This is a genomic window from Paenibacillus sp. FSL P4-0338, assembly GCF_038002365.1.
In the GTDB taxonomy this organism is placed as follows: domain Bacteria; phylum Bacillota; class Bacilli; order Paenibacillales; family Paenibacillaceae; genus Paenibacillus_AQ.
The window spans coordinates 1,877,950-1,893,114 of record NZ_JBBOCG010000001.1; the positions used below are offsets into that span (position 1 = coordinate 1,877,950).

General features: G+C 54.0%; 18 protein-coding genes and 1 riboswitch. Of the genes, 2 read left to right on the forward strand and 16 right to left on the reverse strand.

Annotated features, from left to right (window positions below):
* Positions 1–153: 153 nt before the first annotated feature.
* From pstB to MKZ07_RS08170, 4 genes are all read right to left on the reverse strand, one after another.
* A complete protein-coding gene (pstB, locus tag MKZ07_RS08155) occupies positions 154–930 on the reverse strand; it encodes a phosphate ABC transporter ATP-binding protein PstB (RefSeq protein WP_036695365.1) in 777 nt (258 codons plus the stop codon).
* A gap of 97 nt (positions 931–1,027) precedes the next feature.
* Positions 1,028–1,924 (reverse strand): phosphate ABC transporter permease PstA, encoded by an 897-nt coding sequence (gene pstA / locus MKZ07_RS08160; RefSeq protein WP_036695366.1) that lies wholly within the window; start codon positions 1,922–1,924, stop codon positions 1,028–1,030.
* Positions 1,921–2,754: a phosphate ABC transporter permease subunit PstC gene (pstC, locus tag MKZ07_RS08165; protein WP_442792440.1), complete on the reverse strand. Its 834-nt coding sequence runs from the start codon at positions 2,752–2,754 to the stop codon at positions 1,921–1,923. The genes pstA and pstC overlap by 4 nt, the downstream gene beginning before the upstream one ends.
* Before the next feature lie 166 nt (positions 2,755–2,920).
* On the reverse strand, positions 2,921–3,874 hold the full coding sequence (locus tag MKZ07_RS08170; protein ID WP_036695369.1) for a phosphate ABC transporter substrate-binding protein PstS family protein: 954 nt from the start codon (positions 3,872–3,874) through the stop codon (positions 2,921–2,923).
* Between the two features lie 260 nt (positions 3,875–4,134).
* On the opposite strand from MKZ07_RS08170, the gene MKZ07_RS08175 reads away from it, so the two are divergent.
* On the forward strand, positions 4,135–5,022 hold the full coding sequence (locus MKZ07_RS08175; protein WP_051493531.1) for a LysR family transcriptional regulator: 888 nt from the start codon (positions 4,135–4,137) through the stop codon (positions 5,020–5,022).
* Between the two features lie 67 nt (positions 5,023–5,089).
* Here the strand turns inward: MKZ07_RS08175 and MKZ07_RS08180 are convergent, their stop codons facing one another.
* The 9 genes from MKZ07_RS08180 to MKZ07_RS08220 form a co-directional block, all read right to left on the reverse strand.
* Positions 5,090–5,926 (reverse strand): class I SAM-dependent methyltransferase, encoded by an 837-nt coding sequence (locus MKZ07_RS08180; protein WP_036695370.1) that lies wholly within the window; start codon positions 5,924–5,926, stop codon positions 5,090–5,092.
* 49 nt (positions 5,927–5,975) lie between these two features.
* Positions 5,976–6,890, reverse strand: a complete 915-nt coding sequence (locus tag MKZ07_RS08185; RefSeq protein WP_036695371.1) for a DMT family transporter — start codon at positions 6,888–6,890, stop codon at positions 5,976–5,978.
* A 244-nt stretch (positions 6,891–7,134) separates the two neighbouring features.
* The gene (locus MKZ07_RS08190) at positions 7,135–7,947 is read right to left on the reverse strand and encodes a VanW family protein (RefSeq protein ID WP_036695372.1); all 813 of its coding nucleotides are present in this window, start codon (positions 7,945–7,947) and stop codon (positions 7,135–7,137) included.
* Positions 7,948–8,002: 55 nt separating this feature from the next.
* Complete coding sequence (locus tag MKZ07_RS08195) at positions 8,003–8,164, reverse strand: hypothetical protein (RefSeq protein WP_179090458.1); 162 nt, start codon at positions 8,162–8,164, stop codon at positions 8,003–8,005.
* 96 nt (positions 8,165–8,260) lie between these two features.
* Positions 8,261–8,983, reverse strand: a complete 723-nt coding sequence (gene queE / locus MKZ07_RS08200) for a 7-carboxy-7-deazaguanine synthase QueE (protein ID WP_341025503.1) — start codon at positions 8,981–8,983, stop codon at positions 8,261–8,263.
* On the reverse strand, positions 8,976–9,458 hold the full coding sequence (locus tag MKZ07_RS08205; RefSeq protein ID WP_341025505.1) for a 6-pyruvoyl trahydropterin synthase family protein: 483 nt from the start codon (positions 9,456–9,458) through the stop codon (positions 8,976–8,978). The genes queE and MKZ07_RS08205 overlap by 8 nt, the downstream gene beginning before the upstream one ends.
* The gene (gene queC, locus MKZ07_RS08210; protein ID WP_341025506.1) at positions 9,458–10,123 is read right to left on the reverse strand and encodes a 7-cyano-7-deazaguanine synthase QueC; all 666 of its coding nucleotides are present in this window, start codon (positions 10,121–10,123) and stop codon (positions 9,458–9,460) included. The genes MKZ07_RS08205 and queC overlap by 1 nt, the downstream gene beginning before the upstream one ends.
* A gap of 45 nt (positions 10,124–10,168) precedes the next feature.
* Complete coding sequence (queF, locus tag MKZ07_RS08215) at positions 10,169–10,669, reverse strand: preQ(1) synthase (RefSeq protein WP_341025507.1); 501 nt, start codon at positions 10,667–10,669, stop codon at positions 10,169–10,171.
* 82 nt (positions 10,670–10,751) lie between these two features.
* A riboswitch (PreQ1 riboswitch) is annotated at positions 10,752–10,795 on the reverse strand.
* A gap of 72 nt (positions 10,796–10,867) precedes the next feature.
* Positions 10,868–11,608, reverse strand: coding sequence for a ZIP family metal transporter (locus tag MKZ07_RS08220; RefSeq protein ID WP_036695376.1), 741 nt, complete (start codon positions 11,606–11,608; stop codon positions 10,868–10,870).
* Between the two features lie 175 nt (positions 11,609–11,783).
* On the opposite strand from MKZ07_RS08220, the gene MKZ07_RS08225 reads away from it, so the two are divergent.
* A complete protein-coding gene (locus tag MKZ07_RS08225; protein ID WP_036695377.1) occupies positions 11,784–12,119 on the forward strand; it encodes a hypothetical protein in 336 nt (111 codons plus the stop codon).
* 196 nt (positions 12,120–12,315) lie between these two features.
* Here MKZ07_RS08225 and murB read toward each other — a convergent pair whose 3' ends face one another.
* The 3 genes from murB to MKZ07_RS08240 all read right to left on the reverse strand — a co-directional run bounded on the left by murB (position 12,316) and on the right by MKZ07_RS08240 (position 15,024).
* A complete protein-coding gene (gene murB / locus MKZ07_RS08230; RefSeq protein WP_036695378.1) occupies positions 12,316–13,230 on the reverse strand; it encodes a UDP-N-acetylmuramate dehydrogenase in 915 nt (304 codons plus the stop codon).
* A gap of 168 nt (positions 13,231–13,398) precedes the next feature.
* Positions 13,399–14,208, reverse strand: a complete 810-nt coding sequence (locus MKZ07_RS08235) for a (2Fe-2S)-binding protein (protein ID WP_341025510.1) — start codon at positions 14,206–14,208, stop codon at positions 13,399–13,401.
* A gap of 9 nt (positions 14,209–14,217) precedes the next feature.
* Positions 14,218–15,024: an ABC transporter ATP-binding protein gene (locus MKZ07_RS08240; RefSeq protein ID WP_036695380.1), complete on the reverse strand. Its 807-nt coding sequence runs from the start codon at positions 15,022–15,024 to the stop codon at positions 14,218–14,220.
* Positions 15,025–15,165: the final 141 nt, after the last annotated feature.

The window sequence follows — 15,165 nt, forward strand, 5'->3', positions numbered from 1 at the left end:
ACGTTGTGGTTGGTTTTCCGATTACATTTGCCCCACGTATCCCTTTCCGGCCCATTATCTTCTGAACAGCCAAAAACACCACCCGCAACGGATGGTGTCCTGAACGATCAGTGTTATCGATTTTGTCTATGCCCGTCTGTACCAGTCTCCCGATCAGCCAAACCGGCCCATAATGTATTCCTGCGTCATCTGGTTCTCGGGGTTCGTGAAGACCTTCTCGGTCTTGTCATATTCCACCAGGGAGCCGAGATAGAAGTAGGCGGTGTAGTCCGAGATCCGCGCGGCCTGCTGCATGTTATGGGTGACGATCACGATGCGCAGCTCCTCCTTCAGCTCCTTGATCAGCTCCTCCACCTTACCGGTTGATACCGGGTCAAGGGCCGAAGCCGGCTCATCGAGCAACAGGATCTGCGGGTTGACCGACAGCGCGCGGGCGATACACAGACGTTGCTGCTGTCCGCCAGATAACGCCAGAGCGGAATCCTTCAAGCGGTCTTTGACCTCGTCCCACAGGGCGGCGCGGCGCAGGCTGCTCTCCACGATTTCATCCAGCGCCTGTTTGCCCTTGATGCCATGATATTTCGGGCCGAAGGCGATATTGTCGTAGATTGATTTATAGAACGGATTGGGCTTCTGCCAGACCATGCCGATCTTTTGCCGCAGCTTGATTACATCCGTGCCTGTAGCATTGATATCGACACCGTCAATCCAGATGCTGCCCTTGGTCGTAGAGCCGGAGATATCGTCATTCATCCGGTTCAATGAACGGAGAAAGGTGGATTTCCCGCAGCCCGACGGGCCGATCAATGCGGTAACCGTATTCTGCGCAAAAGGAAGGCTAATCCCCTTCACCGCCTCATACGTCCCATAATAAATACTCAGATCCTCCGTTTGAAATGATTCGCGCACCACTGGTTCCGCTATTCCCATCTCTTACTCCTCCTAAAAGTTCTGATAGCTTACACGTTCCGACTCTTCTACGCAAAACCCGCTTCGGAAGCCTGTGTCCTCCCTCTGCCTAACAAGCCTAGCTCATTCTCTTGGATGCAGTAAGCTTGCGGTAGATGAATCTGCCGAAATAACGGGCAGCCAGATTGAAGATTAATACGGTCAGCACCAGGACGGCTGAAGCGCCCGCTGCGATCTGAAGCGCATCCGGTGCCAGGCCTTCACTGTTGACCTTCCAGATATGCACCGCCAGCGTCTCCGCCGGACGGAACGGGTTGAGCGGTGAGGAAGGGCTCAGCGGATTCCAGTTGCTGAAGTCCAGGCGCGGGCTGCTCATCCCTGCGGTGAACATCAGCGCAGCCGCTTCGCCGAACACACGGCCAGCCGACAGAATCGTACCGGTGATGATAGTCGGCAGCGCTACCGGGAGCAAGACCGAGGTAACGATTTTCCACTTGGATAATCCGAGCGCGAAGCCCGCCTCCTTCTGCTGCTTAGGCACTGTGCGGAAGGCTTGTTCCGTAATACGCACCATCAGCGGAAGGTTGAAGAAGGTTAGCGCGAGCGCGCCCGAGATCAGGGAGAAACCGAGATTGAAGGTGTTGACGATCAGCAAGAGACCGAACAGACCCACGATGATCGACGGGAAGGAAGACAATACCTCCACAACCAGACGGATGAAGTTGGTCAGCTTGCCGGGACGCGCATACTCCGCCATGAAGATTCCGGCACCCAGCCCCAGCGGCACGGTGATGATCAAGGTCAGCACCAGCAGGAACAGGGAGTTGAACAGCTGCGGCCCGACGCCTCCGCCTGCGCGGATCTTTTGCGGCGCCGAGGTCAGGAAGTCCCAGCTAATATGATTGAAACCGCGGATCAGGATATATCCGAGTAAGCTAACCAGGATGGCTACGATCAGCAAGGCCAGGGTTACTATAACGGCAGTGGCTACTTTGTCAGCAGTTCTAGGCTTCAAATTTTATTTCTCCTTTCGAGCATTCTCACCAGCAGGACGAATACAAAGGTCATCAGCATGAGCACTAGCGCCATACTCCACAGCGCATTGTTCTGCGGTGAACCCATCGTTGTATTCCCCATACCCAGCGTGATGACACTGGTAAGTGTGGACGCAGACTCGAATAGTGAGTGAGGCACGAACGGCGCGTTACCGATAACCATCTGCACAGCAAGAGCCTCGCCGAAGGCGCGGGCCATACCAAGCACTACACCCGTCATAATCGCAGGGAAGGTCGTCGGGAGAATGACCCGGGAGATCGTCTGCCAGCGTGTGGCACCGAGCGCAAAGGATGATTCTTTCAAGTTTTGCGGCAATGAAGCAAGCGCGTCTGCAGCCACGCTGGTAATCGTCGGCAGAATCATGACCGACAGCACTAGCGCGCCTGCAGCCACCCCGATGCCCTGTCCGGGCAGCGTATCCCGCAGAAATGGAACAATGACGCTTAAGCCTACGAAGCCGTAGACAACGGATGGAATACCTGACAGCAGCTCAATGACCGGCTGCAGCAGCTTTTTACCCCAGCCCGGTACAATCTCCGTCATGAAGAGCGCCGCGCAGATGCTGAGCGGACTTGCGATAAGCGCAGCCAGCAGGGTAACCAGGAAGGAACCCGAGATGAACGGGAAGGCTCCATAGGATGGCGTGTCTGCTTCAGGCGACCACTTCGTGCCGAACAGGAATTCTGAGACCTTGACCTCACCGCTCACGAAGTTGGCCACGCCTTTGGAGGCTACGAAATAGACCATGGATACAATGATGACAATGAGCAGCAGCACGCAAAAGGACATATAAATACGTCCGATTAAATTTTCTATATGATGTTTTTCCAGCCGCTTGTTAGTTGGTTGTCCCCTCAAGATGCTCCCTCTTTCTAAAGTGAAAAGAGAGGCAGAAGAGATCCGCCTCTAATCACATTAAAGTTTAAATCCAATCCTAACTGTGAACCGGTGAAGCTTATTTAGGTGTTACAGTACCTGCCACATCACGCGATACCTGCATTTTGGAAGCCGGGATGTAGCCAAGCTCTACAACGTCTCCAGTCTGTACTTCATCCGTCAGGAAGTAATCCAGGAACGCTTTTACAGTCTCATTAGGTTCACCGTTAGTGTACATGTGCTCGTAAGCCCACACCGGATATTTACCGGCCACTACATTGTCTACAGAAGGCTCAACGCCGTCATAGTTCAAGGTTTTTACAGAATCATCGAGGTAGGACAGTGCCAGATAACCGATCGCTCCCGGTGTTTCGCCGATCATTTTCTTAACTGTACCGGAGGAATCCTCTTGAATCGAGCCCTTCAGATCCTCGGTTTTGGTGCCAAGAGCGAAGCTCTCGAAGGTAGCACGGGTACCTGAGCTTGCCGGACGGTTGATGATCTGGATGGCCTGGTCTGCGCCGCCGACCTCTTTCCAGTTCGTGATTTTACCTGTAAAAATATCGATCAGCTGCTGCTTGGTCAAGCTGTCTACGCCTGCCTTCGGGTTGCTAACTGCTGCAATCGCTACAACCGCTACCTGATGATCAACAAGCTCAGCCGCTTTTGCCGCATCCTTCAGCTTCTCTTCAGCAAATACATCTGAGTTCCCGATATCGACTTGCTTCTCAGAGACCTGCGTCAAGCCGGTTCCGCTGCCGCCGCCTTGAACCTGAATGTCTACGCCTGCATTAGTCTTCATGAACTCCTCAGCTACCTGCTCTACGAGCGGCTGAAGTGCTGTGGAGCCTGACGCCAGGACCGAACCGCTTAGCTTCGTACCGCTGCTGGATTCTGTGTTTGTGGCAGCTGGTGTATTTCCTCCGGTATTGGTTGTTGCCTTATTTCCCCCGTTGTTTCCGTTGCCGCATGCTGAAAGTGCCAGTACGCTGGTAAGAGTCAAAGCCATGATCCACGATTTTTTGAATTGCATTGTTTTTTTTCCTCCTAAAGGTTTTGTGAGTGTCTGCTGCGTTCCATCTGCTTCGTACAAAACTCACTCGGGAAGCATTATTGTGTGTCTATCAGCGTCTCTTCTGACTCTTCTTATTCTAGGACCCGTTCGTTAGATAAAAGTACTGAGTTTGTAAACCGGAGGATAAAAGTTATAATATAAATTAAATAGTTAAATAGATAAAATCTATATCGAAACAACAATAGGTTTTTTTTTGCCCCATCCCCGGAGGAATCTTCATGAACCTTGTAAAGCTGCAAATCTTAGTTCTCATCGAAAAATATAAAAAAGTAACAGATGTAGCTGCCGAGATGAACCTTAAGCAGCCTACCGTCTCCTTCCATATGAAAAGTCTGGAGAGTGAGCTGGGCGCTTCCCTGTTCCAGTACCGGAGCGGCCGGGTCCTGCTGACGGATGCCGGACGGGCCTTGTATCAATATGCGGTCCGCATTGTCTCGCTAAGCGCGGAGGCCGAGCGGACGGTCAAGCAGTTCACCTCACTCGCCTCGGGGAATCTGGAGCTTACCGCCAGCGATATCCCTGCCAGTTATCTTGTGCCCAAACTGCTGTCCCAATTCACACAGCAGCATGACGGGATCGATATCTATCTGTCCGTGCTCCCGGATGACGTCATCCGGGAGCGTCTGCGCAGCCGGGAGATCCAGCTCGCCGTACTGCACAGTGCAGAGGGGCAAGACGATACCTTCCATACGCAAGTGATTGCTGATGAGGAGACGGTGCTGGTCTTTGCGCCGGAGCATCCCTTTGCCGGGGAGCAGGAGCTGACCGCCCAAGCCGTAGCCCGCGAGCCCTGGGTGCAGCATGAAGCCGCCTCCTTCCTGCGCGGAATCTCTGACCAGTGGGCACAGCTTAATAATGTTAGGGTCTGGAACCATGCGGTGCTGGGCTCGCCGGAGGCAGTCAAGGGGATGCTGTACACAGGCCAAATGGTGGGGGTGTTCTCCCGTTCCGGGATTGAGGCTGAAGTTGCGGCGGGCCGTCTGGCCTACGCCAAGCTGCCGGGAATGCTTCCGGCTGACGGGTCTTTTGTGCTGGCTTGGCGCAAGGATTATACACTCTCTCCGCTCCAGCAGGCTTTTGCCGGGATGGCGGCGGGTTATGTATGAAAAAACGGTATCCCCTGAGCGCCTGTGTAACTGCGCTAACGGGGATACCGTGTAGTGGTGAACCTTATTATCTTTTGACAGCGACCAGGGTGAAGGTCTTGGGAATTCCCTTATCGTACACATCCGACGACAGATTAGGCTCCTCCACCAGCTCTCTTATCACCAGTCCGCTGGCTGCGGCAGCAGTAACCAGCTCGCCCAGCGTCCAGCGCCGCCAGTAGACGACATTCGGCTTGACCGCCTCCGCCGCTGCTCCTGAGGACGGCATATATTTGGAATAGGACACCTGCTTCTCTTCAAGCGCCGTATCAAAATAATCCCCGCTCACCTTATGCTTGCGCACCTTGGCCGTCGACCCCTTGGAGGAGATCAGCTTGGTCGTTACCGGATGGAAATCCCGCAGCACGAACGTCCCGCCGGGTGCCAGCAAGCGGTATGCCGTAGCCATGAACGGAGCCAAATCCGTAAAATAATGAACAATCCCCATTTCGGCAAAAACCGTATCATAAGAGCCGTTAAGATACGCTTCCGGCAGCTCCAGGACATCCGACACGATATAATCAAGCTGTACCCCGGCCGCCTGCGCGAGTTCACCGGCATAACGGGCATTGGCCTCCGAGAAATCCGCGACAGTCACCTCAGCGCCCAGCAGTCCCAGCGCCACCGCTTTCATGCCGTTAGAGCCCATCAGATTCATGATCCTCCGGCCCTTCACTTCACCGAGATAGGTATTCAGCGGATACAGCTTCCCCGCAGGGTCCTTAGACAGCTTCTCCGCAGCCTCGGCAGGGGTTCCGAACCGGCTGGTCCAGGCCGCATAGGTATCCTCATTCCACAGCTCCTCGCTGGTAGGTGGCGCTTCCTTATTAAGGCCATCCGGTTCATTCTGATTAGGTTCATTCATTGCTTTCGTTACCCCTTTATCTATGTTCTATAAAATGTAATCAAACCGCCTAGGAAGCATTCGGCAGAGACTGCCGGAGCTTCAGCGCTTTCCTGCGCCCGGCATACAGATAGACGCCCAGCCCGGCCATGACCAGCACCCCGCCAGCCCACTGCAGGCCGCTAAGCTGCTCACCCAGCAGCAGGAATGCCAGAATGCTCGCGCCGACAGGCTCTCCCAGGATATTCATCGAGACAGTAGTCGCAGACGTATATTGCAGCAGCCAGTTGAACAGGATATGGCCGAAGACGGTTGGCACTACCGCCAGCAGGACGAAGATGCCCCATTCCCGGGCCGGATAATCGAAGAACGGTATGCCGGTCACGAGATTGTAGACGGCAAATACGATGGCCGCAGCGATAAATACAATCAGGCTGTACAGATAGGACGGCATACGCGCCACCAGCTTTTGTCCAAGCAGCATATGCGCGGCTACCGCTACGGTTCCGCCAACCGACAGCATGTCGCCCTTCAGATTCTCAGCAGACAATCCAATGTCTCCCCAGCCGATAAAAGTAACGCCGAAGATGGCAATCGCCATCCCCAGAATGGCAAAGATCGAATTACGCTCTTTATACAGTATGTACGCACCGAACATAATGAATAACGGCTCCAGCGCCATAATCATCGTCGAGCTGGCTACCGAGGTATAACTCAGCGAACCCATCCACAGCAGAAAATGCAGGGCAAGCATGACACCGGACACTCCCAGCAGCAGCCAGTCCTTCCGCCGCAGCTGAAAGAGTGCCCCGCTATAGGGACGGGCGAACGGCAGCATCAGCAGCGAGGTGAACAGCAGCCGGTACATCCCTTGGACCGATACGGGCGCGGAGCACCATTTAATGAAGATAGAAGAAAAAGAGATGGCCACAATTCCGATTACCATCAAGAGAGGCACGGGAACGGGCGGTTTATTAGTACGCATAACAGAACGCCCCTTCATAGGATGTAAGACTCATTATGTTAATTTAACGTAAATCGGAGAAAAATGCAGCATTTTTTCATTTCCAACGCAAAACAAAGGCGCAGAATCCGCCTCTGACGGGTTCCATGCCTTATATTTGTTCAAATATAAGAAATTATATGTTTCACACCATAACTTATCCTTCTATTTCTCGCTGAAACGGTACCGTCCTTTAAAAGGACGGCAATGCCGTTTCCACTTGTCCTTATCCGTGCAGCAGCGGGGAATACATCATCAGTGCGTGGTTCTCGGCCACCGCTTCGTCACCGGCCAGCTCTCCGCTATGCGTCAGCACCCTGCGGCGGATTGCGTTGCGCCGGATATACCCGCCCCATGGCTCCAGGCTGATACGGTGCCCATCTTCATAGACTTCATAATGGTAGAGCTGCTGTCCTGCACAGCGCCATTCCCCGTACAGATGCGTCTCATCCAGATGCAGCTTAAGCTGATAAGCATGCTCTGTATCATTGCGCAGCTGAAGATCCAGATAATTATAGGCACAGGTAGCCCCGCTGCCAAAGGGCTGGGTCCGCTGCTCATCGGGAAAGACATCATAGCTGTGCCGGTGTCGTTCGGTAACGGTCAACGGGGTATGCAGCGTCATCCAGTAGATCAGATTGGACAATTGGCAGAGCCCGCCGCCTGTGCCGGAACGGAACCCGCCATAGTGTAGCACCATTCCGTCCAGGTAGCCTTTTCTTCGCGTCGGTTTGCCGATCCTGCGCCAATAAGAGAAGCTCTCGCCTGGTTGTATGACAAGCCCGTCAAGCTTCGCCACCGCGAGCCTCAGGTTCACGATTTTGTTGTGCTGAAGCTGCATATCGACATTGCGTAATTTGCGCAGCAGCGGTGTAGCATGGCTGGCCGCTTCGTACGGCAGAGCTTCACTGCGCTGTTCTGTAGCCAGGCGGCCGCTGGCTGTGATCCATCTCCAGTATCTTTTCCAGGTAAAATACCGCTTCCCTGCAAACAAACGCAGCTTGGACCGCCGGATGGGCTTCATAGCCTGCATCGTCATTGCTTCTACCTCCCCCGTGTAGCTATTGTGCCGATTCTATAATTATATTACCCTTCTACTCTGGAAGCTTCTCAGAGATTACCAGAATAAATGTAGCAAGCGGTCCCAGCAGCAACGACAACAGAAACCAGTTCATTCCGCTCCGGTTCTTTCCTTGCGCCAGTCCGGCATTAATCAGAGCCAGTGTACCCCAGCCTGCGTAATAACCATTCTCCATTATAATTCCTCCTCTGTTTCCTGCAAATAGTAAAAGACCGGGCCTCCCTGCTCAGGAAGCCCAGTCTTAAGTATAGCTAATTTTTATGAGAAAATCTTACTTCCCCCGCTTATTATGCCAGATCAGGGCATGCAGCTGCGGCAGCACCCGTGCACGGTTCATCTGCGGATCGGCAATGACTAGCTGGAACAGCCATTCCAGCCTCCCCAGCAGGCGGCCTGAGATGTCGCCTTCCTCGGTGACGTTATCGTTGCCCGGCTGCAGGAATAGCGGAACCTCAGGGTATCTGAAATGTATCTTACGGGCATATTCATAATCCTCCTGATTAAAAACAACCACCTTCAGGCTATGTGAAGCCTTGCCGTTATCAGCGACTCTATGCATAATCTCATCCAGCTTATCCCAGTCCGTCTGCATCCCGGAGCTGGGCGGCTTGGGGCTGATCGTCAACACATCCACCTCATGGAACCAGTCCTGCCACCGGCTGCCCTGCGTCTCAATCGCCGCCTGAATGCCTCGCTCGTGGAGTAAGGAGATGAACTCTCCCATCGCCTCCCCGATCAGTGCCGGGTTCCCCCCGGAGATGGTGACACAATTGAAATTCTCCCCGGCCAGCTCCAGCAGCCCGGAGAGAATCTCCTGCGGCGTAAGCATCGTTACTTTATCCTTGGCCGAGCCGTCCCAGGTGAAGGCGGAATCACACCAGCCGCAGCGGTAGTCGCAGCCGTAGGTGCGGACGAACATCGTTTTGACGCCAATGACCGCGCCTTCCCCCTGAATCGTCGGGCCGAACATTTCAATCACAGGGATTTTACTCATGATCGCAGCCACCATACAGCCGGTAAGCCGGTCCCTCCTCGGGAATATCTGCTGCCAGCACCTCAGCCCAGGAGGTAGGAGTCTCCCATAGCTTGACTGAGTACACCGGCAGCGCCGCCCGTTTCAGCTCATAGGCAATGTAAGCAGACAGATTCTCTGCTGTGGTACGGAAGGAGAGCAGCGCGACTTTGGAGCCTGTCGAGAGTAGTGTCTCCAGCACAGGTTCATTGCCCATCGCCAGAAAAGCATGATCCAGCCGTTCAATCACCGCCGCCTGTACAGCCGCCTTAATATCGCTGAAATCGATGACGAAACCTTCATCCGACTGCCCTTCCTCAGCGGACGGCACTCCTTTCAGCACTACCTCCAGCTTGTAGGTATGCCCATGCAGATTGCTGCATTTCCCCTTGTGTCCGATGAGCTGATGGGCAGCGTCGAAGGTGAAGATTTTGCAGACGGCTACTTCGCCCCGCATTATAGTCCCGCCTCCTGACGCTCTGCCTCATATTGCTCCAGACCGCGCTGACGCAGGAGACATGCCGGACAGGTGCCGCAGCCGCTGCCAATGATCCCGTTATAGCAGGTCAAGGTCTGCTCCCGGACATAATCGAACTGGCCCAGCTCGTCTGCCAGCTTCCAGGTTTGCTTTTTGTCCAGCCACATCAGCGGGGTATGAATGACGAACTCCACATCCATCGACAGATTAAGCGTGACATTCAGCGACTTCACGAACACATCACGGCAGTCCGGGTACCCGCTGAAGTCCGTCTGGCAGACCCCGGTGATAATGTTGGAGTAGCCAAGCTGCTTGGCCAGAATGGCCGCGAAGGACAGGAACAGCAGATTACGTCCATCCACGAACGTACTGGGCAGCTCTTCTCCCTCGCCTGCGGTAATGTCAATATCATCCCGGGTCAAGGCGTTGGGAGCAAGCTGGTTCAGCAGCCCCAGGTCCAGAATATGCTGCTTCACACCGAACCTCGCGGCAATTGCCTTGGCGACTTCAATCTCGGCCGCATGGCGCTGATTATAATTGAACGTGACCACCTGAACCTCATGGAACTCCTGCAACGCCCACGCCAGGCAGGTCGTACTGTCTTGGCCGCCGCTGAAGACGACTAATGCTTTTCTATTTACCATAATGATCTCTCCTCCTGATGGCTCTGTGAAGTTGGTTCCTGCGGATTAACGGTTGTCCACTTTCTCGGGATACAGATCATGATTCATCAGCCGGTGCTCGGCCATCGCCTCATATTTGGTTCCCGGACGCCCCCAGTTGCAGTAAGGATCGATGGAAATACCGCCGCGCGGCGTGAATTTGCCCCACACTTCGATATAACGCGGCTCCATCAGCGAGATCAGATCATTCATAATAATGTTGACACAGTCCTCATGGAAATCCCCATGATTACGGAAGCTGAACAGATAGAGCTTCAGTGACTTCGATTCTACCATTCGGATATCAGGAATGTACGAGATATACATCACCCCGAAATCCGGCTGACCGGTCACGGGACACAAGCTGGTGAACTCGGGACAGTTGAATTTGACAAAATAATCGCGGCCGGGATGTTTGTTATCGAACGCCTCCAGAATCCCCGGATCATAGCCGAACTTGTACTGCGTGCCTTGGTTGCCCAGCAGGGTAACCTCCTGCATTTCTTCTTGCCTTCTACCTTCTAACATGACAAAAAACCCCTCTCTTTTCCCTAGGCTCATGGCCTGAACTGGAAAGAAGAACGAGATTTCGAAAACCTGGCTCTACTAAGATAGCTTAGTTTTTTATAGAGGGAGTTCGCGAACCTCTCCTGCGCGCGGCGCAGATTCCTTCTTTATCTTGGTGCGTCTTGAACTATACCATGATTGCAGCGGGCTTGACAACCCTCACAGCTGATCCAGAATCAGCGAGCACAGCAGTCCCATCGCAGCGATGAACCCCGTGAGCGGCCCCCCTTCTTCGTAGGCTTCGGGCATCATGCTGGAGGACACCATGGCAATAATTCCTCCTCCGGCAAAAGAGGCAATCACCGCTTCCGTATAACTGCTTGCGTGATCCATGAACGCATACCCAGCCCCTGAGGCCAGTGTGGAGATAGCGAGCACGCCGAGCCACAGCAGCATAATCTTGCCTTTGCCATAACCGTCCTGCTTCAGTCCAGCTGTGCTGGATAAGCCTTCAGGAATATTGCTGATGAAGATAGCAATGACCAGCAGTACGCTAACGCCCTGACCCGCAATGAGACTTGCGCCGATCATGATCGATTCAGGAATTGCATCCAGTACCGTTCCGGCAAAAATAGCCAGACCTCCGCCCTTGGCGTCGCTCTTCCCTGATGAGGCTCTGGCTGAGCGCTTGCGTCCGGCTCCGCCCTTGCGCGAGATCAGCCAGTCGAACACCGTGAACACCAGTGCCCCGGCGGTGAACCCGATAATCGTCGGGGCCAGCCCGCCGTCACTGGCAGAATCCTCTAACAATTCATACGCCGCCGCGCCGATCAACACCCCGGTACCGAACGCCATAATGAAGCCGATCAGCTTGCTTCGAATACGCAGGAATAACGCCAAGAGAGCGCCAATCAAGACCGCCGAGCCGGAGACTGCGCCCCATAATAATGCGTTCCCCATTCGATTCACCTTCTTATAAGATATTGGCATCATTACAATGCATAAGAATAGTTTACACACGAATGAAGAAAGGCAAACACCCTGCATAGTACAACTAAATTGCACGGATTCATTTGTATTGAAAGGGGTAACTTAGAAATAACAATCTCTATTAACCGAAGGATGGGATCATACTATGGAAGCAAACGTACAGAAGCTTATCGATTGGCTGGAAGCCCGCAAGGATACAACACTGGTCATCGAAAAACGGGAGCTGGAGGATCTGGACACTGTCCATTTCAAGCTGGAGACCGTAGACTACCGGAACGCTGACGATGTCATTGATGATTATCTGGACAGTGCGGTCATTCTGCGCGGTACAGGCAGTACCCTGAATGCCGATGGTGAGCTGGTGCCCCTGCCGCAGCCGGGATATGAGCTGGCAGTGAGCGGGCTACAGCTTCATGAAGTGTCCGAAGCCAAGGTGGACCTGCAGACGAGCCGGGCGATATATTCGCTGGCTGTAAGCTGATTATCCGGCGGCTCCGGCCGTAAGAATCTAAAGAGGGTGCAGCTCTAAGCCAACATACCGGCTTAGGACTGCACCCTCTTTTCAAATATAAGAATTTATGTTTTTTGCGCTATAAATTATCCTTCTATTTCTCGCCGAAACGGCACCGTCCTATAAAAGGACAGCAAAATCGTTTCCACTTGGCAAAAACTATCGCCTATAATTCTTCCCCGATAATCTCCACTTCCGTCTCCAGCTCTACATCGAACTTGTGCTTCACCGCTGAGCGGACATGCTGGATTAATCCGATATAATCACTGGCCGTTGCATTGTCGGCGTTGACAATGAAGCCCGCATGCTTACGCGAGACCTCTGCGCCTCCGATGCGCGTACCCTGGAGTCCGCTCTCCTGAATCAGCTGCCCCGCGAACCGGCCCGGCGGCCGCTTGAAGACACTGCCGCAGGACGGATACTCCAGCGGCTGCTTCGATTCCCGCAGATAGGTTAACTCATCCATGGACGCCTTAATCGCGGCAGGATCGCCTGGAAGAAGCTTGAATCTCGCCTCCAGTACAATATACTGTCCGCTGGCGAAGATGCTGCTGCGGTATCCCCATTCCAGCTGATCGCTGTGCAGGGTGAGGAGCTGGCCATTCTGATCGATCACAAGCGCACTGTGCAGGACATCCTTCACTTCACCGCCGTAGGCTCCGGCATTCATATACAGAGCCCCGCCTACCGTGCCGGGGATGCCGCAGGCGAATTCCAGACCGGTCAGCTCCTGCTCCAGCGCATAGCGCGAGACATCGATAATCTTCGCCCCGCACTGCGCATACAGCAGCCCGTCACGGATGCCCATCCCGGACAGATCCGAGGTCTGGAGCACGATGCCGCGGATGCCTCCGTCCCGGATAATGACATTGGAGCCGTTGCCGAGAATCGTAAGCGGGATCTGATGATCAAGGGCATAGGCAGAGATGATCTGGATCTCTTCATATGTAACCGGGGCAGCCAAGATATCCGCTTCGCCGCCCATGCGGGTATAGACCAGATCCTTAAGGCTCTCACGGCGCTTCAGCGAGCCTGCTGTTACTAGCGGCTGCAAATCCTCATATATGTTGTCAATATTCATTCTTCATACTCCTAACTCTATGAACAAGATAATGGTGGTGCTTATTGCCGGGCCATCACGGCTTCAGCAACCACAACTTTAACAACGAACAGGCTCCCTTGTCAATGACAGGAGCCTGTTAAGAAGCTGCATATAGCAATATTATGCTTCGAAATTCCCAATTATACCCTATTTGACAGCCGCCGTGCTCTCGGAACGGAATTCCTCCCGCCGTGCGGACCGTTCCTCCTCCTTCATCCGGGGACAGGTATAACACAGCCGCCCGCCCTCAGTCCTGTAATACATGCAGCAGCGGTTACGCATCTGAACCGTCTGCTGCGGGTCCGCGAGCGATTCGATTCTCCGCACCTTCACCTGGAACGGATTCCGCGGCATCCCGAATACGGCAGCAGGCAGCTCATCCTTCAGATAGGCGTAATCCTCCTCCAGCCGGCGTAGCTGGAGCGGATCTGTAAGCTCAGCAGCAAAGGCTTCCGCATAATAATTGAATTTGGTCGGCATCTGTCCCCAGATCTCCCCATGCGAAAGGCCGCTCACCTGTGAAGCCATGCGGATCAGCGGCACGGCTGTGCTCTGGTAGAAGCTGGTGAGCACCTCATTGCGCCAGGCCTTCCGTTCAGGCTCATCCGCAGGAGCTTGTCCCATCCCCCATTCACGAAGCGAGAAGGCAACACGGCAGTAGCCGTCTGCCGGAACGAGATGCAGCTGAAGGTTCCGTAAGCTGAAGTCCGGTACACATAGGTAGCCGGTCACGGAATACTGGACCGCGAGTGCAATAATGCTCAGATAACCACCGAAATACGCACCGGCCGCTTTATCGTCAAGCGCCTTCATCAGCGGCCGGTAAGCCTCCATGAAGGTCCTCATCCCCGCCTCTTCTGCCAGTTCTGCAGCGGCGAAGGAATACACGGCTCCTTCGGGTACCTTAGCATGGAGATCGAACTTGGAACTATATTCTTGCCTCAGGAATTCATTCATGTTCCTCTCCTACAGCCCGGCAACTTTGTACGCAGCCAGCTCGTAAGGCAGACAGAGCGGCACACCTGTACGCGGATCAGGCACAATATCCGCCTCAATGCCGAATACCTCACGCAGCACTGCCGGTGTCATTACCTCATTCGGAGCGCCTTCACTGATCACATTGCCGGATTTGATCGCTACCATATGCTGCGCGTAACGGGAGGCATGGTTCAAATCATGGACAACCATAATGATCGTCCGGCCTTCCTGCTCATTCAGCTTCTGCAGCAGCTGAAGCACCTCCAGCTGATGGGCCATATCCAGGAAAGTCGTCGGCTCATCAAGGAACAGAATCTCCGTCTGCTGTGCCAGCGCCATGGCGATCCAGGCCCGCTGCCGTTGTCCGCCGGAGAGCCGGTCAATCGGCCGGTCACGGAATTCATTCATGCCGGTCAATTCAATCGCCTCGGCAATAATGCTGCGGTCTTCAGGCGTCAGGCTGCCGAAGCCCTTCTGATGCGGATACCGACCGTACCCTACCAGCTCAGATACCGTTAACCCGTCCGGGGCAGTAGGATTCTGCGGCAGAATCGCCAACTGGCGGGCCACCTCTTTGGTGGACAGATTGTGAATAGACTTCCCGTCCAGCATGACATTGCCGCTCTTCGGCTTCATGATCCGGGCCATCGTCTTCAGAATCGTGGACTTCCCGGAGCCGTTCGCTCCGACGAGCGCCGTAATCTTCCCTGTCGGAAGCGACAGATTCAGCCCCTTTACAATCATTGTCTCCGCATATCCGATGCTCAGCTGCTCTGTATTTAAACGTTCCGACATGATAACACTCCTCGTATAAATGTAATGGAGCAAGGCTCCTCTATTATAAATATGGCTATGAAACAGACAAGCTCAATTATTGCTTATAGATTGATGATATTGATTCTCATTATCTCTGTCAACTAAAACGTAAAAACGGCC

Excerpts from the sequence above, each read along its gene's own strand:
- pstB (WP_036695365.1), bottom strand. The coding sequence starts at position 930 with ATGGGAATAGCGGAACCAGTGGTGCGCGAATCATTTCAAACGGAGGAT.
- pstC (WP_442792440.1), bottom strand. The coding sequence starts at position 2,754 with ATGTCCTTTTGCGTGCTGCTGCTCATTGTCATCATTGTATCCATGGTC.
- MKZ07_RS08170 (WP_036695369.1), bottom strand. The coding sequence starts at position 3,874 with ATGCAATTCAAAAAATCGTGGATCATGGCTTTGACTCTTACCAGCGTA.
- MKZ07_RS08175 (WP_051493531.1), top strand. The coding sequence starts at position 4,135 with ATGAACCTTGTAAAGCTGCAAATCTTAGTTCTCATCGAAAAATATAAA.
- MKZ07_RS08180 (WP_036695370.1), bottom strand. The coding sequence starts at position 5,926 with ATGAATGAACCTAATCAGAATGAACCGGATGGCCTTAATAAGGAAGCG.
- MKZ07_RS08185 (WP_036695371.1), bottom strand. The coding sequence starts at position 6,890 with ATGCGTACTAATAAACCGCCCGTTCCCGTGCCTCTCTTGATGGTAATC.
- MKZ07_RS08190 (WP_036695372.1), bottom strand. The coding sequence starts at position 7,947 with ATGACGATGCAGGCTATGAAGCCCATCCGGCGGTCCAAGCTGCGTTTG.
- MKZ07_RS08195 (WP_179090458.1), bottom strand. The coding sequence starts at position 8,164 with ATGGAGAATGGTTATTACGCAGGCTGGGGTACACTGGCTCTGATTAAT.
- queE (WP_341025503.1), bottom strand. The coding sequence starts at position 8,983 with ATGAGTAAAATCCCTGTGATTGAAATGTTCGGCCCGACGATTCAGGGG.
- MKZ07_RS08205 (WP_341025505.1), bottom strand. The coding sequence starts at position 9,458 with ATGCGGGGCGAAGTAGCCGTCTGCAAAATCTTCACCTTCGACGCTGCC.
- queC (WP_341025506.1), bottom strand. The coding sequence starts at position 10,123 with ATGGTAAATAGAAAAGCATTAGTCGTCTTCAGCGGCGGCCAAGACAGT.
- queF (WP_341025507.1), bottom strand. The coding sequence starts at position 10,669 with ATGTTAGAAGGTAGAAGGCAAGAAGAAATGCAGGAGGTTACCCTGCTG.
- MKZ07_RS08220 (WP_036695376.1), bottom strand. The coding sequence starts at position 11,608 with ATGGGGAACGCATTATTATGGGGCGCAGTCTCCGGCTCGGCGGTCTTG.
- MKZ07_RS08225 (WP_036695377.1), top strand. The coding sequence starts at position 11,784 with ATGGAAGCAAACGTACAGAAGCTTATCGATTGGCTGGAAGCCCGCAAG.
- murB (WP_036695378.1), bottom strand. The coding sequence starts at position 13,230 with ATGAATATTGACAACATATATGAGGATTTGCAGCCGCTAGTAACAGCA.
- MKZ07_RS08235 (WP_341025510.1), bottom strand. The coding sequence starts at position 14,208 with ATGAATGAATTCCTGAGGCAAGAATATAGTTCCAAGTTCGATCTCCAT.
- MKZ07_RS08240 (WP_036695380.1), bottom strand. The coding sequence starts at position 15,024 with ATGTCGGAACGTTTAAATACAGAGCAGCTGAGCATCGGATATGCGGAG.